This window comes from Bradyrhizobium sp. ISRA430 (assembly GCF_029909975.1).
Taxonomy (GTDB): domain Bacteria; phylum Pseudomonadota; class Alphaproteobacteria; order Rhizobiales; family Xanthobacteraceae; genus Bradyrhizobium.
The window spans coordinates 6462301-6485656 of the sequence record NZ_CP094516.1 but is presented as its reverse complement, the minus strand read 5'-3'; the positions used below and the strand labels follow the sequence as shown (position 1 = coordinate 6485656).

Below are 23356 nucleotides of genomic sequence, written 5' to 3'. Positions count from 1 at the left end.
CTGGCGGCGCCAATGCGCGAGGCGGCTTTCTTTCGAGCGTCGAGGCCACGATCCGATTTCCCGCGCATTTTCACGCGCGGAAGCCGAGGAGGATGGAGCGAATGCATCGGGCTGTCCGCCTGGAGTTCGAGCGCGTGATGGACGAGTTCGCGCGCTGGCAGTCGGTGCCGGAGAACGAACGATCGGCGGCGCCGGCCTGGTGGTGGGGCCCTGCCATGGCCGTGTTCGACGACCATGAGCCGATGAGCAGTACATGGTGCTCCGAGCTTGGCTTGAGCGAAGGGGCGAGCTTCGCCGACGGCGCACGCCGGTTGCTTGCGCTGTTCGCCACGCAGACCTCGCTGCCGCCGGCGCACGACTTTCCGAGCAAGGCGGAAAGCGGCGATCGCGACGTGCGCGATCTGCGTCCGCAGCCGTCAGACGACAGCGCGTTTCAGCCGTGACTCCGCACTTTCGTCGGCGGCCGCATCAAGCTCCGGCAGAAGCGGCGGCGCGACCGGCAGCACCATCGGCCGCAGCAGTTCGGCCATCTGCCGCGGCGGAAGCGGCTTGGAGATGAGATAGCCCTGCATCTCGTCGCAGCCATGGGTGCGCAGGAATGCTTCCTGCTCGGCATTCTCGACGCCTTCGGCGACCACGGTCATGCCGAGCGCCTTGCCCATGCTGATGATCGCCTGCGCGATCGCCTGATCCTCCGAATCCTGCGGCAGGTCGCGCACGAAGGAACGGTCGATCTTGATGGTGTCGATCGGGAAGTGCTTCATCAGCGACATCGACGAGTAGCCGGTGCCGAAGTCGTCGATGGCCAGACGAATGCCGCGGCTCTGGATGGCATCGAGTACCTTCAGCGCGCGCCCGACATTGCGCATCATCATGCTCTCGGTGACTTCGAGCTGGAGCAGCACCGGCGACATGCCGCTCGCCGCAAGCGCCTCATCGACGTCCTGCAACAGGTGCTCGTCGGCAAACTGGCGCGGCGACAGGTTGACCGCCATCGACAGCGGCAACAAGCCGCGGCGCTGCCAGGCCATCGCCTGCGCGCACGCCTCCTTCAGCACCCAGCGGCCGATCGGCACGATCAGGCCGGTCTCCTCGGCGAGCGGGATGAACTGCGCCGGCGAGACGCTGCCGAGATCGGGATGCGTCCAGCGCAACAGCGCCTCGACGCCCGTGATCTGCCCAGTCTCCATGTCGACCTTGGGCTGGTAGTTCAACGAGAACTGGTCGCGCTCCAGCGCGCGCCGCAGCGCGCTTTCGAGCGACAGTCGCTCGATCGACTGCGTCCTCACCTCCTTGGAGAAGAAGCGATAGCCGTTCTTGCCGTCCTCCTTGGCGAGATACATCGCCATGTCGGCGTTCTTGGTCAGCGTCTGCGCATCGGCGCCGTTCGCCGGATACATCGCGATGCCGATCGAGGCGGTGGTGTGGCACTCGTGGCCGGCGAGCTCCATGGGCTTGCCGAGCGCCGTCAAGAGTTCGGTCGCGATGTGCTGGACGGCGTCGATCTCGCCGCACTGGTCGAGGATGACGACGAACTCGTCGCCGCCAAGCCGCGCCACGACGTCGCTCGCCCGCAGCGCGTTGCGTAAGCGGTCGGCGACTTCGAGCAGGAGCAAGTCGCCGGCCTCGTGGCCGAGCGAATCGTTGATGACCTTGAACCGGTCGAGATCGATGAACAGCAGCGCGAAGCAGTGGTCGTGACGCTGCGCCGCGTCGATCGCTTCGCGCAACAGGCCGTTGAAGGTCTCGCGGTTCGGCAGGTTGGTCAGGCTATCATGCGAAGCGAGATATTCGACCCGCTCGTCCGCCTTGTTCTTCTCATCGGCGCGATCGAAATTCTCCATCGCGAACGAGACGTTGTCGGCCAGGCGCTGCAACAGCTCGACGAATTCATCCGTGAAGGTGTCCTTTTCGGTCGACATGTAGATCATGACGCCGACCGGCTGGTCGTGGACGATCAGCGGGAACGCTGCGCCCGACCTCGCTCCGTCCTTGTGGACGATGGCATGAAACGCACTGACGCGGTTGTCGTTCAGATAGTCGTTGCTGATGCACGGCTGCCTTGTCCGGAACGCCGTGCCGGCCATGCCTCGGCCTTCGGGGCGCTCGGCGTCGACTGAAAGCCTGACGTTGCGTGTCGTGTCGGCGGCGGGGCCGGCGGCGGCGGCGATCTGGAGCAGGTCGCTGTCGGCCACGGCGAGGGCAACGGTGGTCGAGGTGAACTTGCCGCCGGTCGATGCGGCGAGGCAGACGAGATCGAACAATTCAGCGCGGGACTTGGCCCGCATGATCGCCTCATTGGTGGCGCTGAGCGCCGCGAACATGCGCCTCAGACGTTCCTTCTGCGCCTCGGTGCGGGCCTTCTCCTCGGCGCGATCGAAATTGTCGAGGGCGAAGGAGACGTTTTCGGCCAGGCGCCCCAGCAGTTCGACCAGATCGGGCGTGAACGTGTTTTCTTCTGGCGCAAGGAAAAGCAGAATGCCGATCGGCTCCTGGCCCGACCGCAGAAGCGGGAAGCTCGCGGCGGCCCGGGTTCCATCCTCGAACGCCTTGGAGCGCCAGTGCGCCGATCCCGGGTCGTTCATGTAGTCGTTCATGACGCTCGGCCGGCGGGTCCGCAACGATGTCCCGATGATCCCCTGGCCCTCTGGGTGATCGGCGGAAACAGCGCAGGTACGTCCGACCATTCGCTCCTGAAGCCGTCCCTTCACAGCGACGACGCGAACGAGCTCATGTCTTTCGTCCAGAATGCCAATCGTTGCCGAGGCGAACACATCGCCCAGCACCGCCGCCTGGCACGCCGCCTCGAACAGCTCCTCGCGCGTCTTGGCGCGCATGATGGCTTCGTTGGTGGCGCTCAGTGCCTCGAACATGCCGCTCAGGCGGTTGCGCTGCCTGTCGGCCCGCGCCTTCTCCTCCGCACGATCGAAGTTTTCCAGCGCGAAGGCGACGTTCGCCTGCAATCGCTGCAACAGCTCGATGAATTCGGGGGTGAAGGTGTCGCGTTGGAACGCATGGAACAGGAATACGCCTTCGATCCTGTTGCCGTTGAACAGCGGCAGGGCGGCCGCCGACGAAATGCCGGCACGCCGGGCGATTTCACGCCATGACGTCATGCGTTCATCAGTCGACAAATCGTTGCTGACGCTTGGCTGCCGCGTGCGGAACGCCGTCCCGACCAGCCCCCGTCCCTCAGGAATCTTGTCCGATGTCGAAAGCTTGAAGCGGCGGACCTCATCCTTGTTCGGGCCGTAGCTCGCGACGACGCGAAGCAGCTCGGCATCGTGATCGACCAGCGCAATCGAGGTCGAGGCGAACTTGGCGCCATGAACCGTCGCTTCGCACACGAGGTCGAACAGATCGTTTCGCGACCGCGCGCGCAGGATCGCCTCGTTGGTCGCGCTGAGCGCCGCATACATGCGCGCCAGGCGGTCCTCCTCGTCGGCGATCCGCGCCTTTTCCGCCTCCCGGTCGAAATTCTCGATCGCAAAGCAGACGTTCTCGGCCATGCGCAGCATGAGTGCGACGACTTCTTCGTCCTTCGCCCAGGATCGGCTGATGAAGGACAGGATGACACCGACGCTCTCGCCACGCTTGATCAGCGGAGCCGCCACGCACGCCGCGACGCCCGTGTTGACGTTGGCCTGCTCCCACGGCGTTCCCTTGGTGCGGCGGGCGAGGTCCTCTTCGACGTATGCCTTCTGCGTGCGGAAGACATTGCCGGAGATGCCGCGACCATAGGGATTGTCGGGATCGACGGAGTACTTTGTCTGGGCAACCAGATCGAGGTTCTGGCCGGTGCCGGCGACCGGCTTCAGCCAGTGAGAATCCTGCTCCTTGAGCAGAACGAAGGTCGCCAGCGACTTGCCGCCGTGCACGGAGGCATCGCACACGAGCTGGTACAGCTCCTGTTCGGTCTTGGCGCGCAGAATGGCCTCGTTGGTCGCGCTCAGCGCGCCGAACATGCGATTGAGCCGCCGCGTCGCCCGCTCGCCGGTCTGCCGCGCGGTCTCGCGCGCGAAATTGTCCAGCGCATAAGAGATATTCGCCGACATGCGCTCGAACAGCGATACCATCTGCTCGTTCAGCGAGCCGGCCTCTCTGCGGATGACGAACAGCACGCCGACGCTCTTGCCGTTGCAGAGCAGCGGCAGCGCCGCCGCTGCGCCGACGCCCGCCTTGACCGCGCCTTCGCGCCACGCCTGCGAGCGCGGATCGTTCAGAAAATCGTTGCTGATGCATAGCTTCTGGCTGCGAAACGCTTCGCCGCCGACGCCCGATCCTTCCGGGGTCCCCTCCTCGATCGTAATCTCGATCGACCTCAGCCGCGCAACGTCCTCGCCGCAGCCGGCCGCATAGCGAAGCCGCGGGCTGTCGGGCTCGACCAGGAACACCGAGACAGCCAAAAAATCCCCGCTCGAAAACCCGGCGTCGCAGACTTTCTGGTACAGCTCGTCCGGCGATTTCGCATACAGAATGGCTTCGTTGATGGCGCTCAACGCTGCAAATGTGCGCGCGAGGGTCGTCTGCAAGGTCTCAACTCCCGGGCATTTCTGCCGTTTTTTCCCGGGACGTTATCGCCGCCGATCAACTAAGTGGTCGTTATTGCGCGATGCAAACCGTTGATCAAAGTGAACGAGCTGCGAACAGCCCTTAGCAAACTGTCGAAAATACCGCCTCACGGGATGTGCACGGGCGCAGCCTCACGACGAAAGGCGCGTTCTCTTTACGAATTTGCAGCCCTGTATTGGTTTACGGGAGATTGATATCGCACCTGCGCTTTGAGACGATGGTGCAACAACCAGCGCCACAGGGCGAGAACCGAGGGAACGCCATGCCGATCGTCAAGGCCGAGCGCCTCACGCGCATCAGCGCCGCGCTGCTCAGCGCCGCCGGGGCATCCACCGAGGAAGCCGACGCGGTCGCGATCGGTTGCGTCAATGCCAATCTCGCGGGGCACGACTCGCACGGCGTCATCGCTGTTCCCACCTACATCGACCGCATCAAGGCCGGGCACATCGTCCCCGGCGCGCAATGGACCATCGTCCAGGAATCGCCGACCACGACCGTGATCGACGGGAATTGGGGTTTTGGCTTCCACGTCAACGCCAAGGCGATGGCGCTCACGATCGAGAAGGCGAAGACGGCCAATGTCGCCGCCTGCACCGTGTTCCGACAGAGCCATGTCGGCCGGCTCGCCGCCTATCCGATGATGGCGATGCGCGAGGGCATGATCGGGATTGCGACGGCGGACTCCGGTCGCTCACCAAAGCACGTGGCGCCCTTTGGCGGCCGGGAGGCGCGGCTCGGCACCAACCCGATCTCGATCGCGGTCCCCTCGGATCTCGACGCGCCATTTTATCTGGACATGGCGACCTCAGCGGTGGCCGCGGGCAAGATCCAGCTTGCGGTGGCCCGCAGCGAGCAGATCCCGACAGGATGGATCATCGATGCGGAGGGGCGGCACACCACCGATCCCACGCAGTACCGCAAGGGCGGCGCGCTGCTGCCGCTCGGCGGCACCGAGGGCTACAAAGGCAGCGGCCTCGCCGCCATGGTCGAAGTGCTTTGCGGCCTGCTGACGGGGCTCGGCTTCGGTGTCGAGCCGACCGGCCGGCACAATGACGGCTGCTTCATGGCGGTGTTCAATGTCGCGGCGTTCCGGCCGCTAAAGGAGTTCAAGCGCGAGGTCGCCGAGTTCGCGCGCTATTTGAAATCGACGCCGCCGTCCGAGGGAAGCAAGGGCGTGTTCTACCCCGGCGAGATCGAGCACCAGCGCGAGCAGCAGCGGCTGCGCGACGGCATCGAGATCGAGGATGCGACCTGGGACAAACTGCGTGCGCTCGCGCGCGACTACAAGCTCGACAAAGAGCTCGATCTGGCCTGACCGAATTTTGGAGAGCAGCAGCATGACGCGGCAGATGGCACTGGTCGGATTCCTCCAGGCACAGAACTGCACCAACTTGCCGAGCTCCTGGCGGCATCCGGACTCGCGCGACGATTCGATGTCCGCGGACTACTACCAGGAGATCGCCAGAATTTTGGAGGCCGGTAAGTTCCACATGGCGTTCTTCGACGATCGCCTGGCGATGCCGGACCGTTACGGCAACGATCACGCCCACACCGTCGAATACGGCATCCGCTGTGTGAAGATGGACCCGATCGTCGTGCTGACCACGATGGGCATGGTCACCGAGAAGCTCGGGCTAGGGGCGACTTGCTCGACCACCTATTACGAACCGTTCGATGTCGCTCGCCGCTTTGCGACCCTCGACCTGATGTCGGGCGGACGCGCGGGCTGGAACGTCGTCACCTCGCTGAACGACGGCGAGGCGCTCAACATGGGCAAGGACTCCCATCCCGAGCACGACTCCCGCTACGATCGTGCCGATGAGTTCATGGAGGTCGTGCTCGGCCATTGGGACACCTGGGAAGATGGCGCGCTCATCATGGACAAGACGAGCGGCCGCTTTGCCGATCCGACCAAGGTGAAGCGGCTCGACCACAAGGGCGAGTTCTTCAAATCGCGCGGGCCGTTCACCGTGCCGCGCTCGGACCAGGGCCATCCCGTGATCATCCAGGCCGGTGCATCCGGCCGCGGCCAGCGCTTTGCCGGCCGCTGGGGCGAGGTCATCTTCACCGCCGCACGCAACCTCGCGAGCGCCAAGGACGGCTACACGGCCGTGCGCAGCGAAGCCGCCAAGGCCGGCCGCGATCCCGACCAGATGTTCCTCTGCAACCTGACGACGCCGGTCTGCGCCGCGACCAAAGCCGAGGCCGAGGACAGGATGGCGCTGATCAACAAGCTGCCGCTCCAGATCGACGCGCTGTCGCTGCTCGCCGAAGCCCTCAATTACGATTTCGCGTCCAAGGGGCTCGATGAACCGCTGACCACAGACGAACTGAAGAGCATGCAGGGCATCCTGGGCATTCGCGACGGCGTGCTGAAAACATCGGGCAAGAGCAATCCGAGCGCGCGCGATTTCGTCACCTTCTCCGGACGCGGCCAGGTGCAGGACGCAATGGTCGGCGGGCCCAAGGAGATCGCCGACAAGCTCGAGGAGATGTTCGTCGAGCGCGGCTGCGACGGCTTCGTCATCGCCGCGACCTACGTGCCCGGCTCCTACGCCGATTTCGTGCGCCACGTCGTGCCGGAGCTGCAACGGCGCGGATTGTTCCAGAAGGACTATCGCGGCAAGACGCTGCGCGAGAATCTGGGGCTGAAGCGGCCGGCGGCGGGTGCGTGGAAGGCACAGCCGCGTGATGCCGCGGAATAAAACGGGGACACACTATGCGCTGGCTGAAATTCACCGCCTCAGGCAAGACCTCCTGGGGCGTCATTGAAGGCGACCAGGTGATCGCGGTCGATGGCGATCCCCTCAGTGACTGGCGTCGCACCTCGCTCACGCATCCGCTGTCGGAGGTGAAGATCGAGCTGCCGCTGGTGCCGCGCACCTTCTATTGCGTCGGGTTGAACTACCTGAAGCATCTCAAGGAAGCCGCCTACAAGCGCGGCGAGATTCCGGCCGTCCCTGATAGACCCGAGATCGGCTATCGCGCCCAGAATGCGCTGATCGCGCATGACGAGGACGTCGTGATCCCCTCATTCGCGACCGAGAAGATCCACTATGAAGCCGAGCTCGTCGTCGTCATCGGCAAGAAGGTGAAGCACCTCACCGAGGCGAACGCGATGGATTGCGTGTTCGGCTACACCATCGGTAACGACGTCAGCGAGCGAACCTGGCAGAAGGCCGATCGCGGCCTGTGGCGGTCGAAGAACGCCGACACGTTCAAGCCGATGGGACCGTGGATCGAGACGGAGGCCGATCTCGGCGCCATGGAAACCGTCGTCAGGGTCAACGGCAAGGAGACCAACCGCTTCCGCACCAATGACATGATCTTCGGCGTGGTTCCGTTCCTGGTCGAGCTGACGAAGTATTTTACGCTATGGCCGGGCGACGCGATCTGGATGGGCACGGACGGCGCCTCGCCCGACATCAAGCATGGCGACGTCGTGGAGATCGACATCACCGGCATCGGCACGCTGCGCAATCGGTTTGTGCGGGAGGGGCGGTAGCTCTTGATCCTCATCCTGAGGAGCTCGCGAAGCAAGCGTCTCGAAGGATGAAGGCCCGCTGGTGACCTCGCCCTTCGAGACGGCCGCTGCGCAGCCTCCTCAGGATGAGGGGATAGACTTGCAAGCGCCGCGAAATCAAAATGGCAGCGCCACTCCGGTCTTGATCTCCTTCAGCACCACGTTGCTGCGGACGTAGCGGATGCCGGGAATGCGGAACATGAATTCGTCGAGAAACCTGTTGTAGGCGGTCATGTCCTGCACCACGACGCGCAGGTGATAGTCGGCGTCGCCGGTGGTCGCAAAGCATTCCAGCACCTCCCGCCGCTTGGTCACCCGCGCAACGAACTCATCGACGAATTTTGCGTCGTGCCGCTCCAGCGAGACGTGGAGGATGGCGGACATCGCAAACCCCGCCCGCTCGCGCGCAACCAGCGCCGCATAGCCCTGGATGACGCCGCTCTCCTCGAGCGCGCGCACCCGGCGCCAGCAGGCCGAGGTCGACATGCCGACCTCATCCGCAAGCTGCTGGTTTGTGGCGCGGCCATCCTTCTGAAGATGGGCGAGTATCCGGGCGTCCTGGTCCTCGATCATGAAAACCTCTCAGGTCGGTAGTTTATACCACATTTGGCCACAATGCACAAAAATTTACCGATTTCGGCATCATATCGGAACAAATAGGTAAAACCTACCAGCGGCCCGGGCTTAACCTTCGCAGATCCGGCAGGGATGCCGCGGGAGGTCCGCATGGACGCCATTCCGTCACTCGACGCCTACGAACTATCCGACCGCTACGACCGCGCGGAGGGCCGCGTCTTTCTCACCGGCACGCAGGCGATCGTCCGCGTCGCGCTCGACCAGGCGAGGCGCGACCGCGCGAGCGGGCTCAACACCGCCGGCTTCATCTCCGGCTATCGCGGCTCACCACTCGGCGGCATCGATCTCGAACTCTGGCGCATCAAGGAGCAATTGAAGCGGGATCGCATCGAATTCCTCCCCGCTGTGAACGAAGACCTCGCGGCAACCGCAGTGCTCGGCTCGCAGCAGGTCGAGACGCAGGCAGATCGCGAGGTCGATGGCGTGTTCGGGCTCTGGTACGGCAAGGGCCCCGGCGTCGACCGCTCGGGCGACGCGCTGAAGCACGGCAACGCCTATGGCTCCTCGCCGCATGGCGGGGTGCTGGTGGTCGCCGGCGATGACCATGGCTGCGTTTCCTCCTCGATGCCGCACCAGTCCGACGTCGCCTTCATGAGCTGGTTCATGCCGACGCTGCACCCGGCCAGCATCAGCGAGTATCTCGAGTTCGGCGAGTATGGCTACGCGCTGAGCCGCTTCTCCGGCATGTGGGTCGGCTTCAAGGCGATCTCGGAGATCGTGGAATCCGGCGCCTCGGTCGCACTGCGCCCGTCGCGCCTCTTCCGCAGGCCTGACTTCACGCCGCCGCCCGGAGGGCTGCACTATCGCTGGCCCGACCTGCCGGGCCCGCAGATCGAGGAGCGGCTGGAGGCGAAGAAGCACGCGGTCTATGCCTTCGCAAAAGCCAATCCGATTGATCGGCACATCTACGACATTCCCAATGCCACCTACGGCATCGTCACGACAGGCAAGGCCCATCTCGACCTGATGGAGGCGCTGCGGTTGATCGGCCTCGATGAAACGGCGTGCCGCAGCATCGGCATCGACGTCTACAAGGTCGGCATGGTCTGGCCGCTGGCGCTGCACGACGCGATGGAATTCGTGAAGGGCAAGCGCGAGATCCTCGTGGTCGAGGAGAAGCGCGGCATCATCGAGAGCCAGTTCAAGGAGTATTTCTATGACTATCCCGGCGCGAAGCCCGAGCGCATGGTCGGCAAGCATGACGAGACCGGCGCGCGGCTGATCTCCTGGATCGGCGAATTGTCTCCGCGGGCGCTCGCAGGCGTGCTCGCGCGCCGGCTCGATCCGATGTTTCCGGGCCTCAATCTCGCCGTGCGGGCGGCCGCCTTGGTGCCGGAGCCAGAGCGCACGATCAGCGTCACTGGTGCAACGCGCACGCCGTACTTCTGCTCAGGCTGCCCGCACAACACGTCGACAAAGGTGCCGGAGGGATCGAAGGCGCTGGCCGGCATCGGCTGCCATTTCATGGCGAGCTGGATGGATCGCGAAACGTCCTCGCTGATCCAGATGGGCGGCGAAGGCGTGAACTGGGCGGCCTCGTCGAGATTCACCGGCGACAAGCACGTGTTCCAGAATCTCGGCGAAGGTACCTATTATCATTCCGGCTCGATGGCGATCCGGCAGGCGATCGCGGCAGGCGCGAACATCACCTACAAGATCCTGTTCAACGACGCCGTCGCCATGACCGGCGGCCAGCCGGTCGACGGCCCCGTCAGCGTGCAGGCCATCGCCCACAGCGTCCGCGCCGAAGGCGTTTCGCGCATCGCGCTGGCGTCGGACGAGCCTTCGCAGTTTTCGCTGGCGGACCTGCCCATTGACGTCACCATCCATCCGCGCGAGGAGATGGACGCCGTGCAGCGCGAGCTACGCGACGTCCCCGGCGTCTCCGTGCTGATCTACCAGCAGACCTGCGCCACCGAGAAGCGGCGGCAGCGCAAGCGCGGACAGATGGCTGATCCGAAACGCTTTGCCTATATCAATGATCTCGTCTGCGAGGGCTGCGGCGACTGCTCGGTCGAATCCAACTGCCTCAGCGTCGAACCGAAGGAGACTCCGCTCGGCCGCAAGCGCCGGATCAATCTGTCGGCCTGCAACAAGGATTTCTCCTGTCTCAACGGCTTCTGCCCAAGCTTCGTCACCGTCGAAGGCGCCACGCGCCGGGCGAGGACCGCAAGCAATATCGACGCGATCGGCCGTGCCGCCACGCTTGCCCCGCCCACCCCGGCAATGCTCGAGCGTCCTTACGATTTGCTCGTAACTGGCGTCGGCGGCACCGGCGTGATCACCGTCGGTGCGCTGATCGGCATGGCAGCGCACCTCGAACGCCGTGGCGTCTCGGTGCTGGACTTCACGGGCTTTGCGCAAAAATTCGGCCCCGTGCTGAGCTACATCCGCCTGGCCGCGTCCCCCCAGGCGTTGCATCAGGTCCGCATCGATCAGGGTGCAGCCGATGCGCTGATCGGCTGCGATCTCGTGGTGAGCTCCTCGCCCAAGGCGTCCGGCACCTATCGCCACGGCACGCGCGCAGCGATCAACACCGCGGAAATGCCGACCGGCGACGTCGTGCGCTTCCGCGACGCCGATCTCGCCTCGCCTGCCCGCCTGCGCGCCATCGGTCGGGTCATTGGCGAGGGCAATCTCGACACGATCAACGCCAACGCGCTGGCCGAAAGCCAGCTCGGCGATGCCGTCTATGCCAACATCATCATGCTTGGCTTTGCCTGGCAGCGCGGGCTGGTGCCGCTCTCGCTGCAAGCGCTGCTGCGCGCGATCGAGCTCAACGGCGTCGCGGTCGAGCGCAACAAGCAGGCCTTTGCCTGGGGCCGGATCGCCGCCGCCGATCCGGAGTTTCTCACCAAACCCGAAGATGATCCCGTGGCCGAGACACTCGATCAGGTGATCGATCGTCGCGCCGAATTCCTGACCGGCTATCAGCATGCGGCCTATGCCGCGCACTATCGTGGGGCGATCGCGAAGGTGCGCCGTGCCGAGTCCAGGCTCGGCAGCGAGGCGCTGACCGATGCGGTTGCGCGCTCCTTGTTCAAGCTGATGGCCTACAAGGACGAATACGAAGTGGCGCGCCTGCACATGCAGACGGGCTTCCTCGACACGCTGAACCGCGAGTTCGACGGCGATTTCAAGATCAAATACCATCTCGCGCCCCCCTTCCTCGCCTCAAAGCGCGACGCACGTGGTCGGCCGCGCAAGCGCGCCTTCGGCCAGTGGATCCAGACGCCGCTGGCAATCTTGGCTCGCCTCAAGCTGCTGCGCGGCACGCCGTTCGATCCGTTCGGCTACACGGCCGAGCGGCGCGCCGAGCGCGAGCTGATCGGCTGGTATGAAGGCTTGATCGAGACGATGCTCGCCCGGCTTGATGCGACCAGCCTATCCGACATGGTCGTGATCGCCAGGGCGCCGATGGAAATCCGCGGCTACGGCCCGGTGAAGGACGCCGCCATCGCGAAAGTGAAAGCCGAGGTCGCGTCCTTGCTGGACCGGCCCGCCGCCGCCAAGGCAGCCTGAGGAGCGTGCTTCCTCCTCAAAAATGGGACACGCGTCGCCATGGCGGCGAGGTAAGCTGCCCCGTCACTTTCATCGATGGGGAGCCTCATGCAACGCAGACCATTTCCGCTGAATTCAGCCATCGCAAGCTTCATCCTTGTCGCCGGCGCGCTACCTGCATCCGTCCTCGCCCAACCGGTGATCGATCTCGACCAGTTGACCATGACCCAGGCCGCGGCCGATCTCTGTGCCGGCAAGATCACCAGCAAGGCGCTGACCTCGGCAGTGCTGGCGCGCGCCAAGGCCAACCCCAACCTTAACGCCTTCATCACGCTGGACGAGGCCGGCGCTACAAAGGCCGCCGAGGCCTTCGACGCGCGGCGCAGGAAGGGCGCGTGCCGGCCGCTCGGCGGCGTACCGGTTGTGATCAAGGACAATATCGAGGTCGCGGGGCTGCCCTCCAGCGCCGGCACGCCGGCCCTCAAGAACTTCGTGCCGAAGAAGGATGCTCCTGTCGCGGCGAAGCTGCGCGCGGCCGGTGCGATCATCATCGGCAAGACCAACATGCACGAGCTCGCCTTCGGCATCTCCGGCTACAATGCCGGCTTCAAGACCGGTGGCGAGCCCGGCGTGCGCAACGTCTATGACACCAGCAAGATCGCCGGCGGCTCATCGTCCGGAACGGCCGCCGCGATCGGCGCGCGGATCGTCACCGCGGGCCTCGGCACGGACACCGGCGGGTCGGTCCGGATTCCCTGCGCACTCAATGGCTGCGCGTCGCTGCGGCCGACCGTCGGCCGCTACCCGCAAGCGGGCATCGCGCCGATCTCTCATACCCGCGATACCGCCGGCCCGATGGCCGCAACGATGACGGATGTGGCGGCGCTCGACCGTATCATCGTCGGCGGCGGCGCGATCGCACCGGCCGATCTGAAGCAGGTGCGCATCGGCGTGGTGAAGACCATGCTCACCAATCTCGACGACGATACCGATGCCGCTTTCAAAGGAGCGATCGACAAGCTGAGGGCGCAAGGCGCGAGCGTGGTCGATGTCGAGATGCCGGAGCTCGCCGAGCTCAACGGCAAGGTGAGCTTCCCCGTGGCGATCTTCGAGGCCAACGACGACATGGTCGCCTATCTCAGGCACACCGGTACCGGGCTCACCATCGCGGCACTCGCGAAGGAGATCGCGAGCCCTGACGTGAAGGGCACCTATGACGGCCTCGTCATCCCACGCAAATTGCCTGGTCCCGACAACACGGTCGTTGACGCCAAGCCGGCCTATGATGCGGCCATGAAGGCCGGGCGGCCGGCGCTCCGGGCGCTCTATCGGGACACATTCGCCAAGAACCGGCTCGATGCCATCGCCTTCCCGACCACACCGAAAGTCGCGATCGCCGCAAACCCCGATTCCAGCAGCCTGCCGAATTTCCTGCTCTTCATCCAGAACACCGACCCCGGCAGCAATGCCGGCATTCCCGGCATCCAGATTCCGGTTGCGCTGGGCGCGTCGAGCAAATTGCCGGTCGGACTCGAGCTCGATGGGCCCGCTGGAAGCGACAGGAGGCTGCTGGCGATCGGAATGGCAATGGAGAAGGTGTTCGGGCGGCTGCCGCCGCCGGCGCGCTAGAGCATGGTGAGATCAAGTCTGGTTGCGAACCGCGGCGGAGGGGGCGCTCCCTCCCCTGCATGCAGGAGGGGCAGGCGGCCTCCTCCTTGCGGCCCAGCCTTCGAGACGCCCGCCTGTCGCGGGCTCCTCAGGATGAGGTCTTGTTTCGCGGCGAAATCCCAGACCGTCATGGTGAGGAGCGCCGCCTTACGGCGCTTTTCGAACCATGAGGCCAGGCACGTTCGCACCACGAACGTGCGGGGAAGGCTGGCCCCACAATGGACACCTGCCGTGTTGGAAAAGGATCCGGCGCATCAAGAATAAGGATTGATCAGCTTCTGCTGCTCCGCACTGTGCTGCACCAGCATGTCGATGAAGGTCCTGACCTTCGCGGACAGATGATGCCGGTGCGGGTAGACCGCATTCATTGACATCTCGACCGGCCGGTATTCGGGCAACAGCCGAACCAGATGGCCGGCTTCGAGATCGTCGCGAACGAGGAAGCCGGCCATCAGGCAGACGGCGCCGCCTTCCAGCGCCACTTTCCGCAACGCCTCGCCGCTGTTGGTGACGAAGCTGCCGGAGATGCGCACCGATGTCGGCGTTCCCTTGCGATCGAAGAAGCGCCAGTCGTCGCCAAAGGGGTAATTCAGATGACGACCGCAATTATGCGCGGTGAGCTCATCGAGCTTCTGCACGCGACCATGCTTCTCGATATAGTCGTGCGAGCAGCACAGCACGTGACGCCAGGTGGCGAGGCTGCGGACGATCAGGCTCGAATCCGGCGGCGAGGTCATGCGCAGGGCAACGTCGTAGCCGTCCTCGATCAGATCGACCTCGGCCTCGCCCATGCGCAGATCGACCTTGATCTCCGGATAGGTGGACAGGAGCTTTGCCACCACCGGCGCGACGAACGGCACCATATGCGTGGCCGAGTGGATGCGCAGCGTGCCCCGTGGCACCGATTGCAACTCGCTCGCGATGTCGTCCGCCTGTTCAAGATCGGCGAGGATCTGCGTGGAGCGGTCGTAATAGGCCTTGCCGATTTCGGTCAGGCTCACCTTGCGCGTGGTGCGGTTGAGCAGCCTCACCCCGAGCCGATCCTCCAGTGCCTGCACATGGTTGCTCACCATGGTCGTCGACATGTTGAGCCGGCGGGCGGCGGCGGAAAAGCCGCCATTCTCGACCACCCGGACGAAGGCCGTGAGGCTGGTGAAGCGGTCCATCTCGTGAGGCTCCGATTATCCGCTATTGCTGGATAATGCTTCCAATCCTTCCGGGATTATCACAAGCACTAGGACAGCGCATCTTCACGCTCGACAGCAGCGCCCCTTCGGAACGGGACGTCTGGCGATCCGGAGGATGTCATGTCGAACGCTTCTTACGTCACTGAAACAAAAGACAAAATCAGCCTCCGCCCATCACGGCAAGCAATCAAGCGAGCAGCCCTCGCCTTGGCGCTGGTGCTTGGCGTCGCCGCGGCCGGCGACTTTGGCTACAGCTACCTGACCACCGGTCGCTACCTGGAATCCACCGATGACGCCTATGTGAAGGCCGATTCCACGATCATCGCGCCGAAAGTCTCGGGCTACATCGCCCAGGTCCTGGTCGGCGACAACGAGAAGGTCAGGGCGGGCCAGGTGCTGGCGAAGATCGACGACCGCGACTTCAAGGCCGCGCTCGAGCAGGCCCGCGCCGACGTCGCCGCCGCGGAAGCCTCCGTGCGCAACATCGATGCCCAGCTCGAATTGCAGCAGCCGATCATCGAGCAAAGCACGGCCGACGTTGGCGCCGCGGAAGCCAATCTGAAATTCGCGCAGGAGGAGCGCGCCCGCTATGACGACCTGATGAAGTCGGGCTCCGGCACGATCCAGCGCGCACAGCAGACCGATGCGGCGCTGCGCGCCAGCAACGCGCAATTGCAGCACGCGAAATCGGGCCTCTTGGCCGCACAGCGCAAGGTCGACGTGCTCACCACGCAGCGCGCCCAGGCCGCTGCCCAGCTCGACCGTGCCCGTGCAGTCGCCGAGCAGGCCTCGCTGAACCTGTCCTATACCGAGATCACCGCGCCGGTCGACGGCACGGTCGGCGCCCGATCGTTGCGCGTCGGCCAGTATGTGCAGGCCGGCACGCAGTTGATGGCGGTGGTGCCGCTCGATGCGGTCTACGTGGTCGCGAATTTCAAGGAGACGCAGCTCACCCATATGCGCCCGGGCCAGCCGGTCGAGCTGCACATCGACAGCTTCCGCAGCGAGGCTTTGCGCGGCCATGTCGACAGCCTGTCGCCGGCGAGCGGGCTCGAATTCGCGCTGCTGCCGCCCGACAATGCCACTGGCAATTTCACCAAGATCGTTCAGCGCGTGCCGGTGAAGATCGTACTCGATGACCACCGCCTGACAGGCCTGTTGCGGCCCGGCATGTCGGCGGTGCCGACGGTCAACACCAAGGCGACGGTGCTGGCCGAGCGCGACAGGGCCAAGCGCCTCGCTGACAACGCCGCACGCCCGAACGGAAGCTGAGGTCGTCCATAGCTTGCGGCAGGATTATCAAGTCCTGCCGGACGATCTTTCCAAGGCTTCCCCGATTATCGAAACGATCCGCCTAATGCATCCTGCCTCAGAGAAACCGAGACGAGGCTTCCATGAGCACGCTCCAACCCGCCCTCAACGCCGCATCGGCCGCCAGCATTCCCGCCTCGACCGCGCTCGCGACGCCCGCAGTCTCCGCAAAAACCTGGATCGCGGTGGTCGGCGCCACGCTCGGCGCCTTCATGGCGGTGCTGAACATCCAAATCGTCAACGCCTCGCTCGCCGACATCCAGGGCGCGATCGGCGCCGGCATCGACGATGGCGGCTGGATCTCGACCTCCTATTTGATCGCCGAGATCGTGGTGATCCCGCTCTCCGGCTGGCTCGCGCAAGTGTTCTCGATCCGCATCTATCTGCTGACCAACGCGGTCCTGTTCCTGACTCTGTCCGCGGCCTGCGCGCTGGCGCAGGACCTGCCGCAGATGATCGTGCTGCGCGCGGTGCAAGGTTTTACCGGCGGCGTGCTGATCCCGATGGCATTCACCCTGATCATCACGCTGTTGCCACGCGCCAAGCAGCCGGTCGGACTTGCGCTGTTCGCGCTCTCGGCGACATTCGCCCCCGCAATCGGCCCGACCATCGGCGGCTATCTCACCGAGAATTTCGGTTGGGAGTACATCTTCTACGTCAACCTCGTTCCCGGTGCGGTCATGGTCGGCATGCTCTGGTACGCCCTGGAAGCCAAGCCCATGAAGCTGTCACTCCTGCGCGACGGCGACTGGGCGGGCATCATCACCATGGCGATCGGGCTGTCCGCACTTCAGACCGTGCTCGAGGAAGGCAACAAGGACGACTGGTTCGGTTCGCCCTTCATCGTCAAGCTGTCCGTAATCGCGGCAGTCGCACTGACTGCTTTCCTGATCATCGAGCTCACGGTGAAGAAGCCGCTTTTGAACCTGCGCCTCCTGGTTCGCCGCAATTTCGGCTTCGGCATGCTCGCGAATTTCCTGCTCGGCATCGCGCTCTACGGCTCGGTCTTCATCCTGCCGCAATACCTGTCCCGCATTCAGGGCTACAATGCCGAGCAGATCGGCATGGTGCTGGCCTGGACCGGCCTGCCGCAGCTCGTGCTGATCCCGCTGGTGCCGCGTCTCATGCAGAGATTCGATGCGCGGATCATCATCGGCGTCGGCTTCGTGCTGTTCGCAGGCTCCAACTTCATGAACATCTACATGACCAGCGACTACGCGGCCGACCAGCTCCTGTGGCCCAACATCGTCCGTGCGATCGGTCAGGCGCTGGTGATGGCACCGCTGTCGGCGGTCGCGACCGCCGGCATCGAGCCGGAAAATGCCGGCTCAGCCTCCGGCCTGTTCAACATGATGCGCAATCTCGGCGGCGCCGTCGGCATCGCGCTGCTGCAGACCGTGCTGACCAAACGCGAACAGTATCACTCCAACGTGCTGATGCAGTCGGTCTCGGTGTTCGAGCAGGCGACCCGGACGCGGCTCGAGCAGCTCACGCAATATTTCGTCAATCACGGCGTCCTCGACCGCGCCGACGCGTCACATCGCGCCTTTGTCGCGATCGGTCATATCGTGCAGAAGCAGGCCTATATCCTCGCCTTCAGCGACACCTTCTATCTGCTCGGCATGGCATTGATCGTGGCCCTGGTCGCCGCCCTCTTCCTGAAGAAGCCCGGCCATATCTCGGCCGGGGAAGCCCACTAAGATCAACCCGAGAAGCAAGGAGAACGACTATGAAACCCCGCATGAATTTCTACCAGGCCGCACCCGATACGCTCAAGGCGCTGACGGCGCTGGAACAGCAGATCCAGTCGACCGGCCTCGAGAAATCGCTGATCGAGCTCGTCAAGATCCGAGCCTCGCAAATCAACGGCTGCGCGTTCTGCATCAACATGCACACCGAGGATGCGCGCAAGCGCGGCGAGACCGAGCAGCGCATTTATCTGCTCAACGCCTGGCGCGAATCCCCGCTCTATACCGATCGTGAGCGCGCCGCATTGGCCTGGACCGAGTCCGTGACGATGATCTCGGAAACGCACGCTCCCGACGACGTCTACGAGCAGGTACGCGCGCAATTCTCGGACGAGGAGACGGTCAACCTGACCATGCTGATCGCGACGATCAACGCCTGGAACAGGCTCGCGATCGCATTCCGCTCGGTGCATCCGGTGAAGGTGAAGGCGTCCGTGGCGTGACGATGCCACTGCCACACTCTCGACTGTCATACCCCGCGAAAGCGGGGCATCCAGTATTCCAGAGACGCCTGACGTCTCATGCACGGCCGCGGCGTACTGGATCGCCCGCCTTCGCGGGCGATGACAGCGGAGTGTGTGGCTGCGGCGACCGTCATCGCCGGTTAGCGACGCCCTCTTACACCGCCGTCGCCTTGGCGAACTCCACGTAGATCTCACGCAGTCGCGTCGCGATCGGGCCGGGCTTGCCGTCGCCGACCTTCTTGCCGTCGATCGCGACCACCGGCTGCACGAACAGCGAGGCCGAGGTGATGAAAGCCTCCTTGGCGGCGAGCGCTTCGGCGACCGTGAAGGCGCGCTCCTCGACGCGGAGCTGACGTTCTTCGGCGAGCGCGACCACGGCCTTGCGGGTGCAGCCCGGCAGGATCGCGTTGGAGTTCTGGCGGGTCACGATGACGTCGTCCTGGGTCAGGATGAACGCCGACGACGAGCCGCCCTCGGTGACGAAACCGTCTTCGAGCATCCAGGCTTCGCCGGCACCGGCTTCCGCCGCGGCCTGCTTCGCCAGCACCTGCGCGAGCAGCGCCACGCTCTTGATGTCGCGCCGCTCCCAGCGGATGTCGGGCACCGTGATCACGTTGATTCCAGTCTTGGCCGAGGACGCGCCGACGATGTCCTTCTCCGAGGTGAACATCACCAGGCTCGACTCCACGTCGCCCTTGGGGAACGCGAAGTCGCGGCCCTTGTCGGCGCCGCGCGTGACCTGGAGGTAGACGAGGCCGTTGGCAACCTTGTTGCGCGCCACGAGCTCTTTCTGGATCTCGGTGATGCGCTCGACCGTCACCGGCATCTTCAGCTTGATCTCGCCGACCGAACGCTCCAGCCGCGCCAGGTGCGAGGCATTGTCGACCAGCTTGCCGTCGAGCACGGCCGCGACCTCATAGATGCCGTCGGCAAAGAGGAAGCCGCGGTCGAGGATCGAGATCTTGGCGTCCGAAAGCGGGACGAATGAGCCGTTGACGTAGGCGATCGAGTCCAAGGCAGGTCTCCTGGCGGGAAATGGGGATTTCGCAGCTTCTATACGAGATTTGCTGATGCCACGAAACCCTCAACCCGTCATTCCACATTGCGCAATCGCGCAATGGGGCGACGCGAAGCGGCAAGCTCTGATGCGCAATTGCGCATCTGAGAATCCATAACCACCGCTCGGGGGTATGGATTCCGGGCCTGGCCCTTTCGGGCCATCCCCATTGCGCAAGCGCGCAATGTGGAATGACGATGGGAGTTAATGCGACAAAATCTTCGACAAGAACTTCTGCGCGCGGTCGCTGCGCGGCTTGCCGAAGAAGTCGTCCTTCGGCGCGTCCTCGACGATCTCGCCGCGGTCCATGAAGATCACGCGGTTGGCGACCTTGCGCGCAAAGCCCATCTCGTGGGTGACCACCATCATGGTCATGCCCTCGCGGGCGAGGTCGACCATGACGTCGAGCACCTCGCTGATCATCTCGGGATCGAGCGCCGAGGTCGGCTCGTCGAACAGCATGGCGATGGGATCCATCGCCAGCGCGCGTGCGATGGCGACGCGCTGCTGCTGGCCGCCGGAGAGCTGCGCCGGGAATTTCTGCGCATGCTCCTTCAAGCCGACGCGCTCCAGCAGCATCATGCCCTTAGTAACCGCCTTGTCATGCGCGCGGCCCAGCACCTTCTCCTGGGCGAGGCAGAGATTGTCGATGATCTTCAGGTGCGGGAACAGCTCGAAGTGCTGGAACACCATGCCGACGCGGGCGCGCAGCTTCGGCAGATCGGTCTTGGGGTCGTTGACCTTGGTGCCGTCAACGATGATGTCGCCCTTCTGGAACGGCTCTAGCGCGTTGACGCATTTGATCAGCGTGGACTTGCCCGAGCCCGAGGGGCCGCAGACCACCACCACCTCGCCCTTGGCGACGTGGGTTGTGCAATCCTTCAGCACCTGAAATGCGGCGCTGTACCATTTGTCGACGTGGCTGATCTGGATCATGACGGGCTCTAGCGGATGATGGCGATGCGCGATTGCAGGCGGCGGACGCCGAACGAGGCAACGCAGGAGATGGTGAAATAGACCAAGGCCGCGAACAGATACATCTCGACCAGACGGCCGTCACGCTGCGCGACCTTGCTGGCAGCACCGAGGAAATCCGGGATCGAGAGCACGTAGACCAGCGAGGTGTCCTGGAACAGCACGATGGTCTGGGTCAGGAGCACCGGCAGCATGTTGCGGAAGGCCTGCGGCAGCACGACGTAGCGCATGGTCTGAGCATAGGTCAGGCCGAGAGCGTTTGCCGCTGCCGGCTGGCCGCGCGAGATCGACTGGATGCCGGCACGCATGATCTCGGAGAAATACGCCGCCTCGAACATGATGAAGGTGATGAGAGAGGATGCGAACGCGCCTACGCTGATCGGGCGCGAGGCTCCGGTCAGCCACTGCCCGATATAAGGCACCAGGAAGTAGAACCAGAAGATGACCAGCACCAGCGGCAGCGAGCGCATGAAGTCGACATAGAGGCCGGCGATGCGTCCCAGGAGCTTGTAGCCGGACAGCCGCATCAGGGCGATCGCGGTACCAAAGATCAGGCCGCCGAGCGCGGAGAGCGCCGTCAGCGTCAGCGTGAACGTCATGCCCTCGTAGAACAGGTAGGGCAGTGAGCGGCGGATGACGTCGAAATCGAAACTGCCGAGCATCGCTATTTCCCCGTGATGTAGCCGGGGATCGCGACATAGCGCTCGAGGATGCGCATGGCGGTCACGACGACGGCGTTGACGAGGAGGTAGAGCATGGTCGCGGCGGTGAAGGCCTCGAATACCTGGAATGAGAACTCCTGCATCGAGCGCGCCTGTCCGGTCAGCTCGAGCAGGCCGATCGTGATCGCCACTGCGGTGTTCTTGATGGTGTTGAGGAACTCGGAGGTCAGCGGCGGCAGGATGATGCGGAACGCCATCGGCAGCAGCACATAGCGATAGCCCTGCACGGTGGTGAGACCCAAGGCGGTGGCCGCCTGCCGCTGCCCGCGCGGCAGCGAGCCGATGCCGGCCTGCAACTGCACGGCCACGCGCGCCGACATGAACAGGCCGACGCCGATCGAGGCGGTCCAGAACGGCGCGTTCGGCAATTGCTTCAGCCACAGACCGGCGGCCCTCGGCAGGATTTCCGGCAGCACGAAGAACCACAGGAAGAGCTGCACCAGCAGCGGCATGTTGCGGAAGAATTCGACGTAGGCAAAGCCGAACCAGTAGGCGCCCTTTGAGGGCAGCGTGCGCATCACGCCGACGATCGAGCCGGTGATCAGCGCGATGATCCAGGCCAGCACCGCGGTCTCGAGGGTCAGCACCAGTCCCGACAACAGCAAATCGAGATAAGTGCCGGTCCCCATCGGGTTCGGCTGGAAAAAGATTCCCCAGTTCCAGTTGTAGTTCACGTGTCCCCCGCGCGAGCGCGTCGATGATACGAACTGTTCAGGTCTTCGACCATTCTCCTCCAGAATGATCGAAGCTGATCCTCATCCTGAGGAGCGGCGTCGTCGCCGCGTCTCGAAGGATGAAGGCCACGGCTCGGGCCTCATGGTTCTCCAGGCGATGCGGAGCATCGTCCGCGAGACGCCGCTTCGCGGCTCCTCACCATGAGGGTTTCAGTCCCGTCGGGACATCTCCGCCGCCGAGCCGCTGCGGAGTCCCTCACCCGGATCGCATCTTACAACACGATCCGGCCTCTCCCCGCGAGCGGGGAGAGGCGAAAGTTGCGGCGCCGCTCATGCAATGATCGGGCCATTGCTCGGCGGCGGGCGAGCAATGCTTACTTATAGTCGTCCGGGTTCGGCGAGTCCGAGGGCTTTGCGAACTCGTGCTTCAGCTCGTCCGAAATCGGCGTGTTGAGGTTCAGGCCCTTCGGCGGGATCTTCTGCGTGAACCACTTGTCGTAGATCTTCTGGCCTTCGCCTGAGGTGTAGAGCGCCGCGGTCGCCGCATCGACCACCTTCTTGAAGGCCGTGTCGTCCTTGCGCAGCATGATGCCATAGGGCTCGGGCTTGGAGAACGCGTCCTTGGAGATCACGTAGTCGGATGGATTCTTCGAGCCGGCGACGAGGCTCGCGAGCAGGATGTCGTCCATCACGAAAGCGACGGCGCGGTCGGTCTCGACCATCAGGAAGGCTTCGGCGTGGTCCTTGGCCGGGATGATGTTGGCGCCGAGACTACGGGCGACATTGGCTTCGGTGAGCTGCTTGATGTTGGTGGTACCGGCGGTCGAGACCACCGTCTTGCCCTTGAGGTCGTCGATCGACTTCAGGCCGCTCGACTTCTTGAACACGTAGCGGCTGGCGGTGAGGAAATGGGTGTTGGTGAACCACACCTGCTTCTGGCGCTCGGCATTGTTGGTGGTGGAGCCGCATTCGAGGTCGATGGTGCCGTTGGCCATCAGCGGGATACGGGTCGCGGAGGTCACCGGGTTGAGCTTGACCTCGAGCTTGTCGAGCTTGAGCTCCTTCTTCACCGCGTCGACGATCTTGTAGCAGATGTCCATCGCAAACCCGATGGGCTTCTGGTTGTCGTCGAGATAGGAGAACGGGATCGAGGAGTCGCGGAAGCCGAGCGTGATGGCGCCGGTGTCCTTGATGTTCTTCAGCGTGCCGGTCAGCTCCTGGGCACTGGCCTGGCTGACGGCGAAGGTCGCGGCGAGGGCGAGGCCGATGCTACGGAAATGTCTCACTTTTCTTCCCCTTTCAGGATGATGCGGGCGGA

At 64.2% G+C, this 23356-nt stretch carries 17 protein-coding genes; 9 read left to right on the top strand and 8 right to left on the bottom strand.

Annotation, left to right across the window (positions count from 1 at the left end):
- Positions 1 to 101: 101 nt before the first annotated feature.
- Positions 102 to 443 carry a hypothetical protein gene (locus tag MTX21_RS30745; RefSeq protein ID WP_280968354.1) on the top strand — a complete coding sequence of 114 codons (342 nt, stop codon included), beginning with the start codon at positions 102 to 104 and terminating at the stop codon, positions 441 to 443.
- On the opposite strand, the gene MTX21_RS30740 is transcribed toward MTX21_RS30745, so the two are convergent.
- Complete coding sequence (locus tag MTX21_RS30740; RefSeq protein ID WP_280968353.1) at positions 417 to 4532, bottom strand: GAF domain-containing protein; 4116 nt, start codon at positions 4530 to 4532, stop codon at positions 417 to 419. The genes MTX21_RS30745 and MTX21_RS30740 overlap by 27 nt on opposite strands.
- A 302-nt stretch (positions 4533 to 4834) precedes the next feature.
- On the opposite strand from MTX21_RS30740, the gene MTX21_RS30735 reads away from it, so the two are divergent.
- The 3 genes from MTX21_RS30735 to MTX21_RS30725 are packed head-to-tail and all read left to right on the top strand — an operon-like array spanning position 4835 to position 8077.
- A complete protein-coding gene (locus tag MTX21_RS30735) occupies positions 4835 to 5887 on the top strand; it encodes an Ldh family oxidoreductase (protein ID WP_280968352.1) in 1053 nt (350 codons plus the stop codon).
- Between the two features lie 22 nt (positions 5888 to 5909).
- Complete coding sequence (locus MTX21_RS30730; protein ID WP_280968351.1) at positions 5910 to 7277, top strand: LLM class flavin-dependent oxidoreductase; 1368 nt, start codon at positions 5910 to 5912, stop codon at positions 7275 to 7277.
- A gap of 14 nt (positions 7278 to 7291) precedes the next feature.
- Positions 7292 to 8077, top strand: coding sequence for a fumarylacetoacetate hydrolase family protein (locus tag MTX21_RS30725; RefSeq protein WP_280968350.1), 786 nt, complete (start codon positions 7292 to 7294; stop codon positions 8075 to 8077).
- Between the two features lie 135 nt (positions 8078 to 8212).
- Here the strand turns inward: MTX21_RS30725 and MTX21_RS30720 are convergent, their stop codons facing one another.
- Complete coding sequence (locus tag MTX21_RS30720) at positions 8213 to 8668, bottom strand: Lrp/AsnC family transcriptional regulator (protein WP_280968349.1); 456 nt, start codon at positions 8666 to 8668, stop codon at positions 8213 to 8215.
- 153 nt (positions 8669 to 8821) lie between these two features.
- Here MTX21_RS30720 and MTX21_RS30715 point away from each other — a divergent pair, with 153 nt between their 5' ends.
- On the top strand, positions 8822 to 12253 hold the full coding sequence (locus MTX21_RS30715) for an indolepyruvate ferredoxin oxidoreductase family protein (RefSeq protein WP_280968348.1): 3432 nt from the start codon (positions 8822 to 8824) through the stop codon (positions 12251 to 12253).
- A gap of 180 nt (positions 12254 to 12433) precedes the next feature.
- Entirely contained in the window at positions 12434 to 13861 is a 1428-nt protein-coding gene (gene iaaH / locus MTX21_RS30710) for an indoleacetamide hydrolase (RefSeq protein WP_280970840.1), read from the top strand.
- 293 nt (positions 13862 to 14154) lie between these two features.
- Here the strand turns inward: iaaH and MTX21_RS30705 are convergent, their stop codons facing one another.
- On the bottom strand, positions 14155 to 15066 hold the full coding sequence (locus MTX21_RS30705) for a LysR family transcriptional regulator (protein ID WP_280968347.1): 912 nt from the start codon (positions 15064 to 15066) through the stop codon (positions 14155 to 14157).
- Positions 15067 to 15207: 141 nt separating this feature from the next.
- On the opposite strand from MTX21_RS30705, the gene MTX21_RS30700 reads away from it, so the two are divergent.
- The 3 genes from MTX21_RS30700 (at position 15208) to MTX21_RS30690 (ending at position 18589) form a co-directional block, all read left to right on the top strand.
- The gene (locus MTX21_RS30700) at positions 15208 to 16359 is read left to right on the top strand and encodes an HlyD family secretion protein (RefSeq protein ID WP_280968346.1); all 1152 of its coding nucleotides are present in this window, start codon (positions 15208 to 15210) and stop codon (positions 16357 to 16359) included.
- Between the two features lie 122 nt (positions 16360 to 16481).
- Positions 16482 to 18098, top strand: a complete 1617-nt coding sequence (locus tag MTX21_RS30695; RefSeq protein ID WP_280968345.1) for an MDR family MFS transporter — start codon at positions 16482 to 16484, stop codon at positions 18096 to 18098.
- Positions 18099 to 18127: 29 nt separating this feature from the next.
- Positions 18128 to 18589 carry a carboxymuconolactone decarboxylase family protein gene (locus MTX21_RS30690; RefSeq protein WP_280968344.1) on the top strand — a complete coding sequence of 154 codons (462 nt, stop codon included), beginning with the start codon at positions 18128 to 18130 and terminating at the stop codon, positions 18587 to 18589.
- A 175-nt stretch (positions 18590 to 18764) separates the two neighbouring features.
- Here the strand turns inward: MTX21_RS30690 and MTX21_RS30685 are convergent, their stop codons facing one another.
- The 5 genes from MTX21_RS30685 to MTX21_RS30665 all read right to left on the bottom strand — a co-directional run bounded on the left by MTX21_RS30685 (position 18765) and on the right by MTX21_RS30665 (position 23324).
- A complete protein-coding gene (locus MTX21_RS30685; RefSeq protein WP_280968343.1) occupies positions 18765 to 19625 on the bottom strand; it encodes a D-amino-acid transaminase in 861 nt (286 codons plus the stop codon).
- Between the two features lie 246 nt (positions 19626 to 19871).
- Positions 19872 to 20603, bottom strand: coding sequence for an amino acid ABC transporter ATP-binding protein (locus tag MTX21_RS30680; protein WP_280968342.1), 732 nt, complete (start codon positions 20601 to 20603; stop codon positions 19872 to 19874).
- An 8-nt stretch (positions 20604 to 20611) separates the two neighbouring features.
- Positions 20612 to 21304, bottom strand: a complete 693-nt coding sequence (locus tag MTX21_RS30675; RefSeq protein ID WP_280968341.1) for an ABC transporter permease subunit — start codon at positions 21302 to 21304, stop codon at positions 20612 to 20614.
- Between the two features lie 2 nt (positions 21305 to 21306).
- Complete coding sequence (locus MTX21_RS30670; RefSeq protein WP_280968340.1) at positions 21307 to 22038, bottom strand: amino acid ABC transporter permease; 732 nt, start codon at positions 22036 to 22038, stop codon at positions 21307 to 21309.
- Between the two features lie 374 nt (positions 22039 to 22412).
- Entirely contained in the window at positions 22413 to 23324 is a 912-nt protein-coding gene (locus tag MTX21_RS30665) for an amino acid ABC transporter substrate-binding protein (RefSeq protein WP_280968339.1), read from the bottom strand.
- Positions 23325 to 23356 lie beyond the last annotated feature (32 nt).

Excerpts from the sequence above, each read along its gene's own strand:
- MTX21_RS30705 (WP_280968347.1), bottom strand. The coding sequence starts at position 15,066 with ATGGACCGCTTCACCAGCCTCACGGCCTTCGTCCGGGTGGTCGAGAAT.
- MTX21_RS30695 (WP_280968345.1), top strand. The coding sequence starts at position 16,482 with ATGAGCACGCTCCAACCCGCCCTCAACGCCGCATCGGCCGCCAGCATT.
- MTX21_RS30715 (WP_280968348.1), top strand. The coding sequence starts at position 8,822 with ATGGACGCCATTCCGTCACTCGACGCCTACGAACTATCCGACCGCTAC.
- MTX21_RS30700 (WP_280968346.1), top strand. The coding sequence starts at position 15,208 with ATGTCGAACGCTTCTTACGTCACTGAAACAAAAGACAAAATCAGCCTC.
- MTX21_RS30690 (WP_280968344.1), top strand. The coding sequence starts at position 18,128 with ATGAAACCCCGCATGAATTTCTACCAGGCCGCACCCGATACGCTCAAG.
- MTX21_RS30720 (WP_280968349.1), bottom strand. The coding sequence starts at position 8,668 with ATGATCGAGGACCAGGACGCCCGGATACTCGCCCATCTTCAGAAGGAT.
- MTX21_RS30725 (WP_280968350.1), top strand. The coding sequence starts at position 7,292 with ATGCGCTGGCTGAAATTCACCGCCTCAGGCAAGACCTCCTGGGGCGTC.
- MTX21_RS30745 (WP_280968354.1), top strand. The coding sequence starts at position 102 with ATGCATCGGGCTGTCCGCCTGGAGTTCGAGCGCGTGATGGACGAGTTC.
- MTX21_RS30675 (WP_280968341.1), bottom strand. The coding sequence starts at position 21,304 with ATGCTCGGCAGTTTCGATTTCGACGTCATCCGCCGCTCACTGCCCTAC.
- MTX21_RS30680 (WP_280968342.1), bottom strand. The coding sequence starts at position 20,603 with ATGATCCAGATCAGCCACGTCGACAAATGGTACAGCGCCGCATTTCAG.
- MTX21_RS30735 (WP_280968352.1), top strand. The coding sequence starts at position 4,835 with ATGCCGATCGTCAAGGCCGAGCGCCTCACGCGCATCAGCGCCGCGCTG.
- MTX21_RS30730 (WP_280968351.1), top strand. The coding sequence starts at position 5,910 with ATGACGCGGCAGATGGCACTGGTCGGATTCCTCCAGGCACAGAACTGC.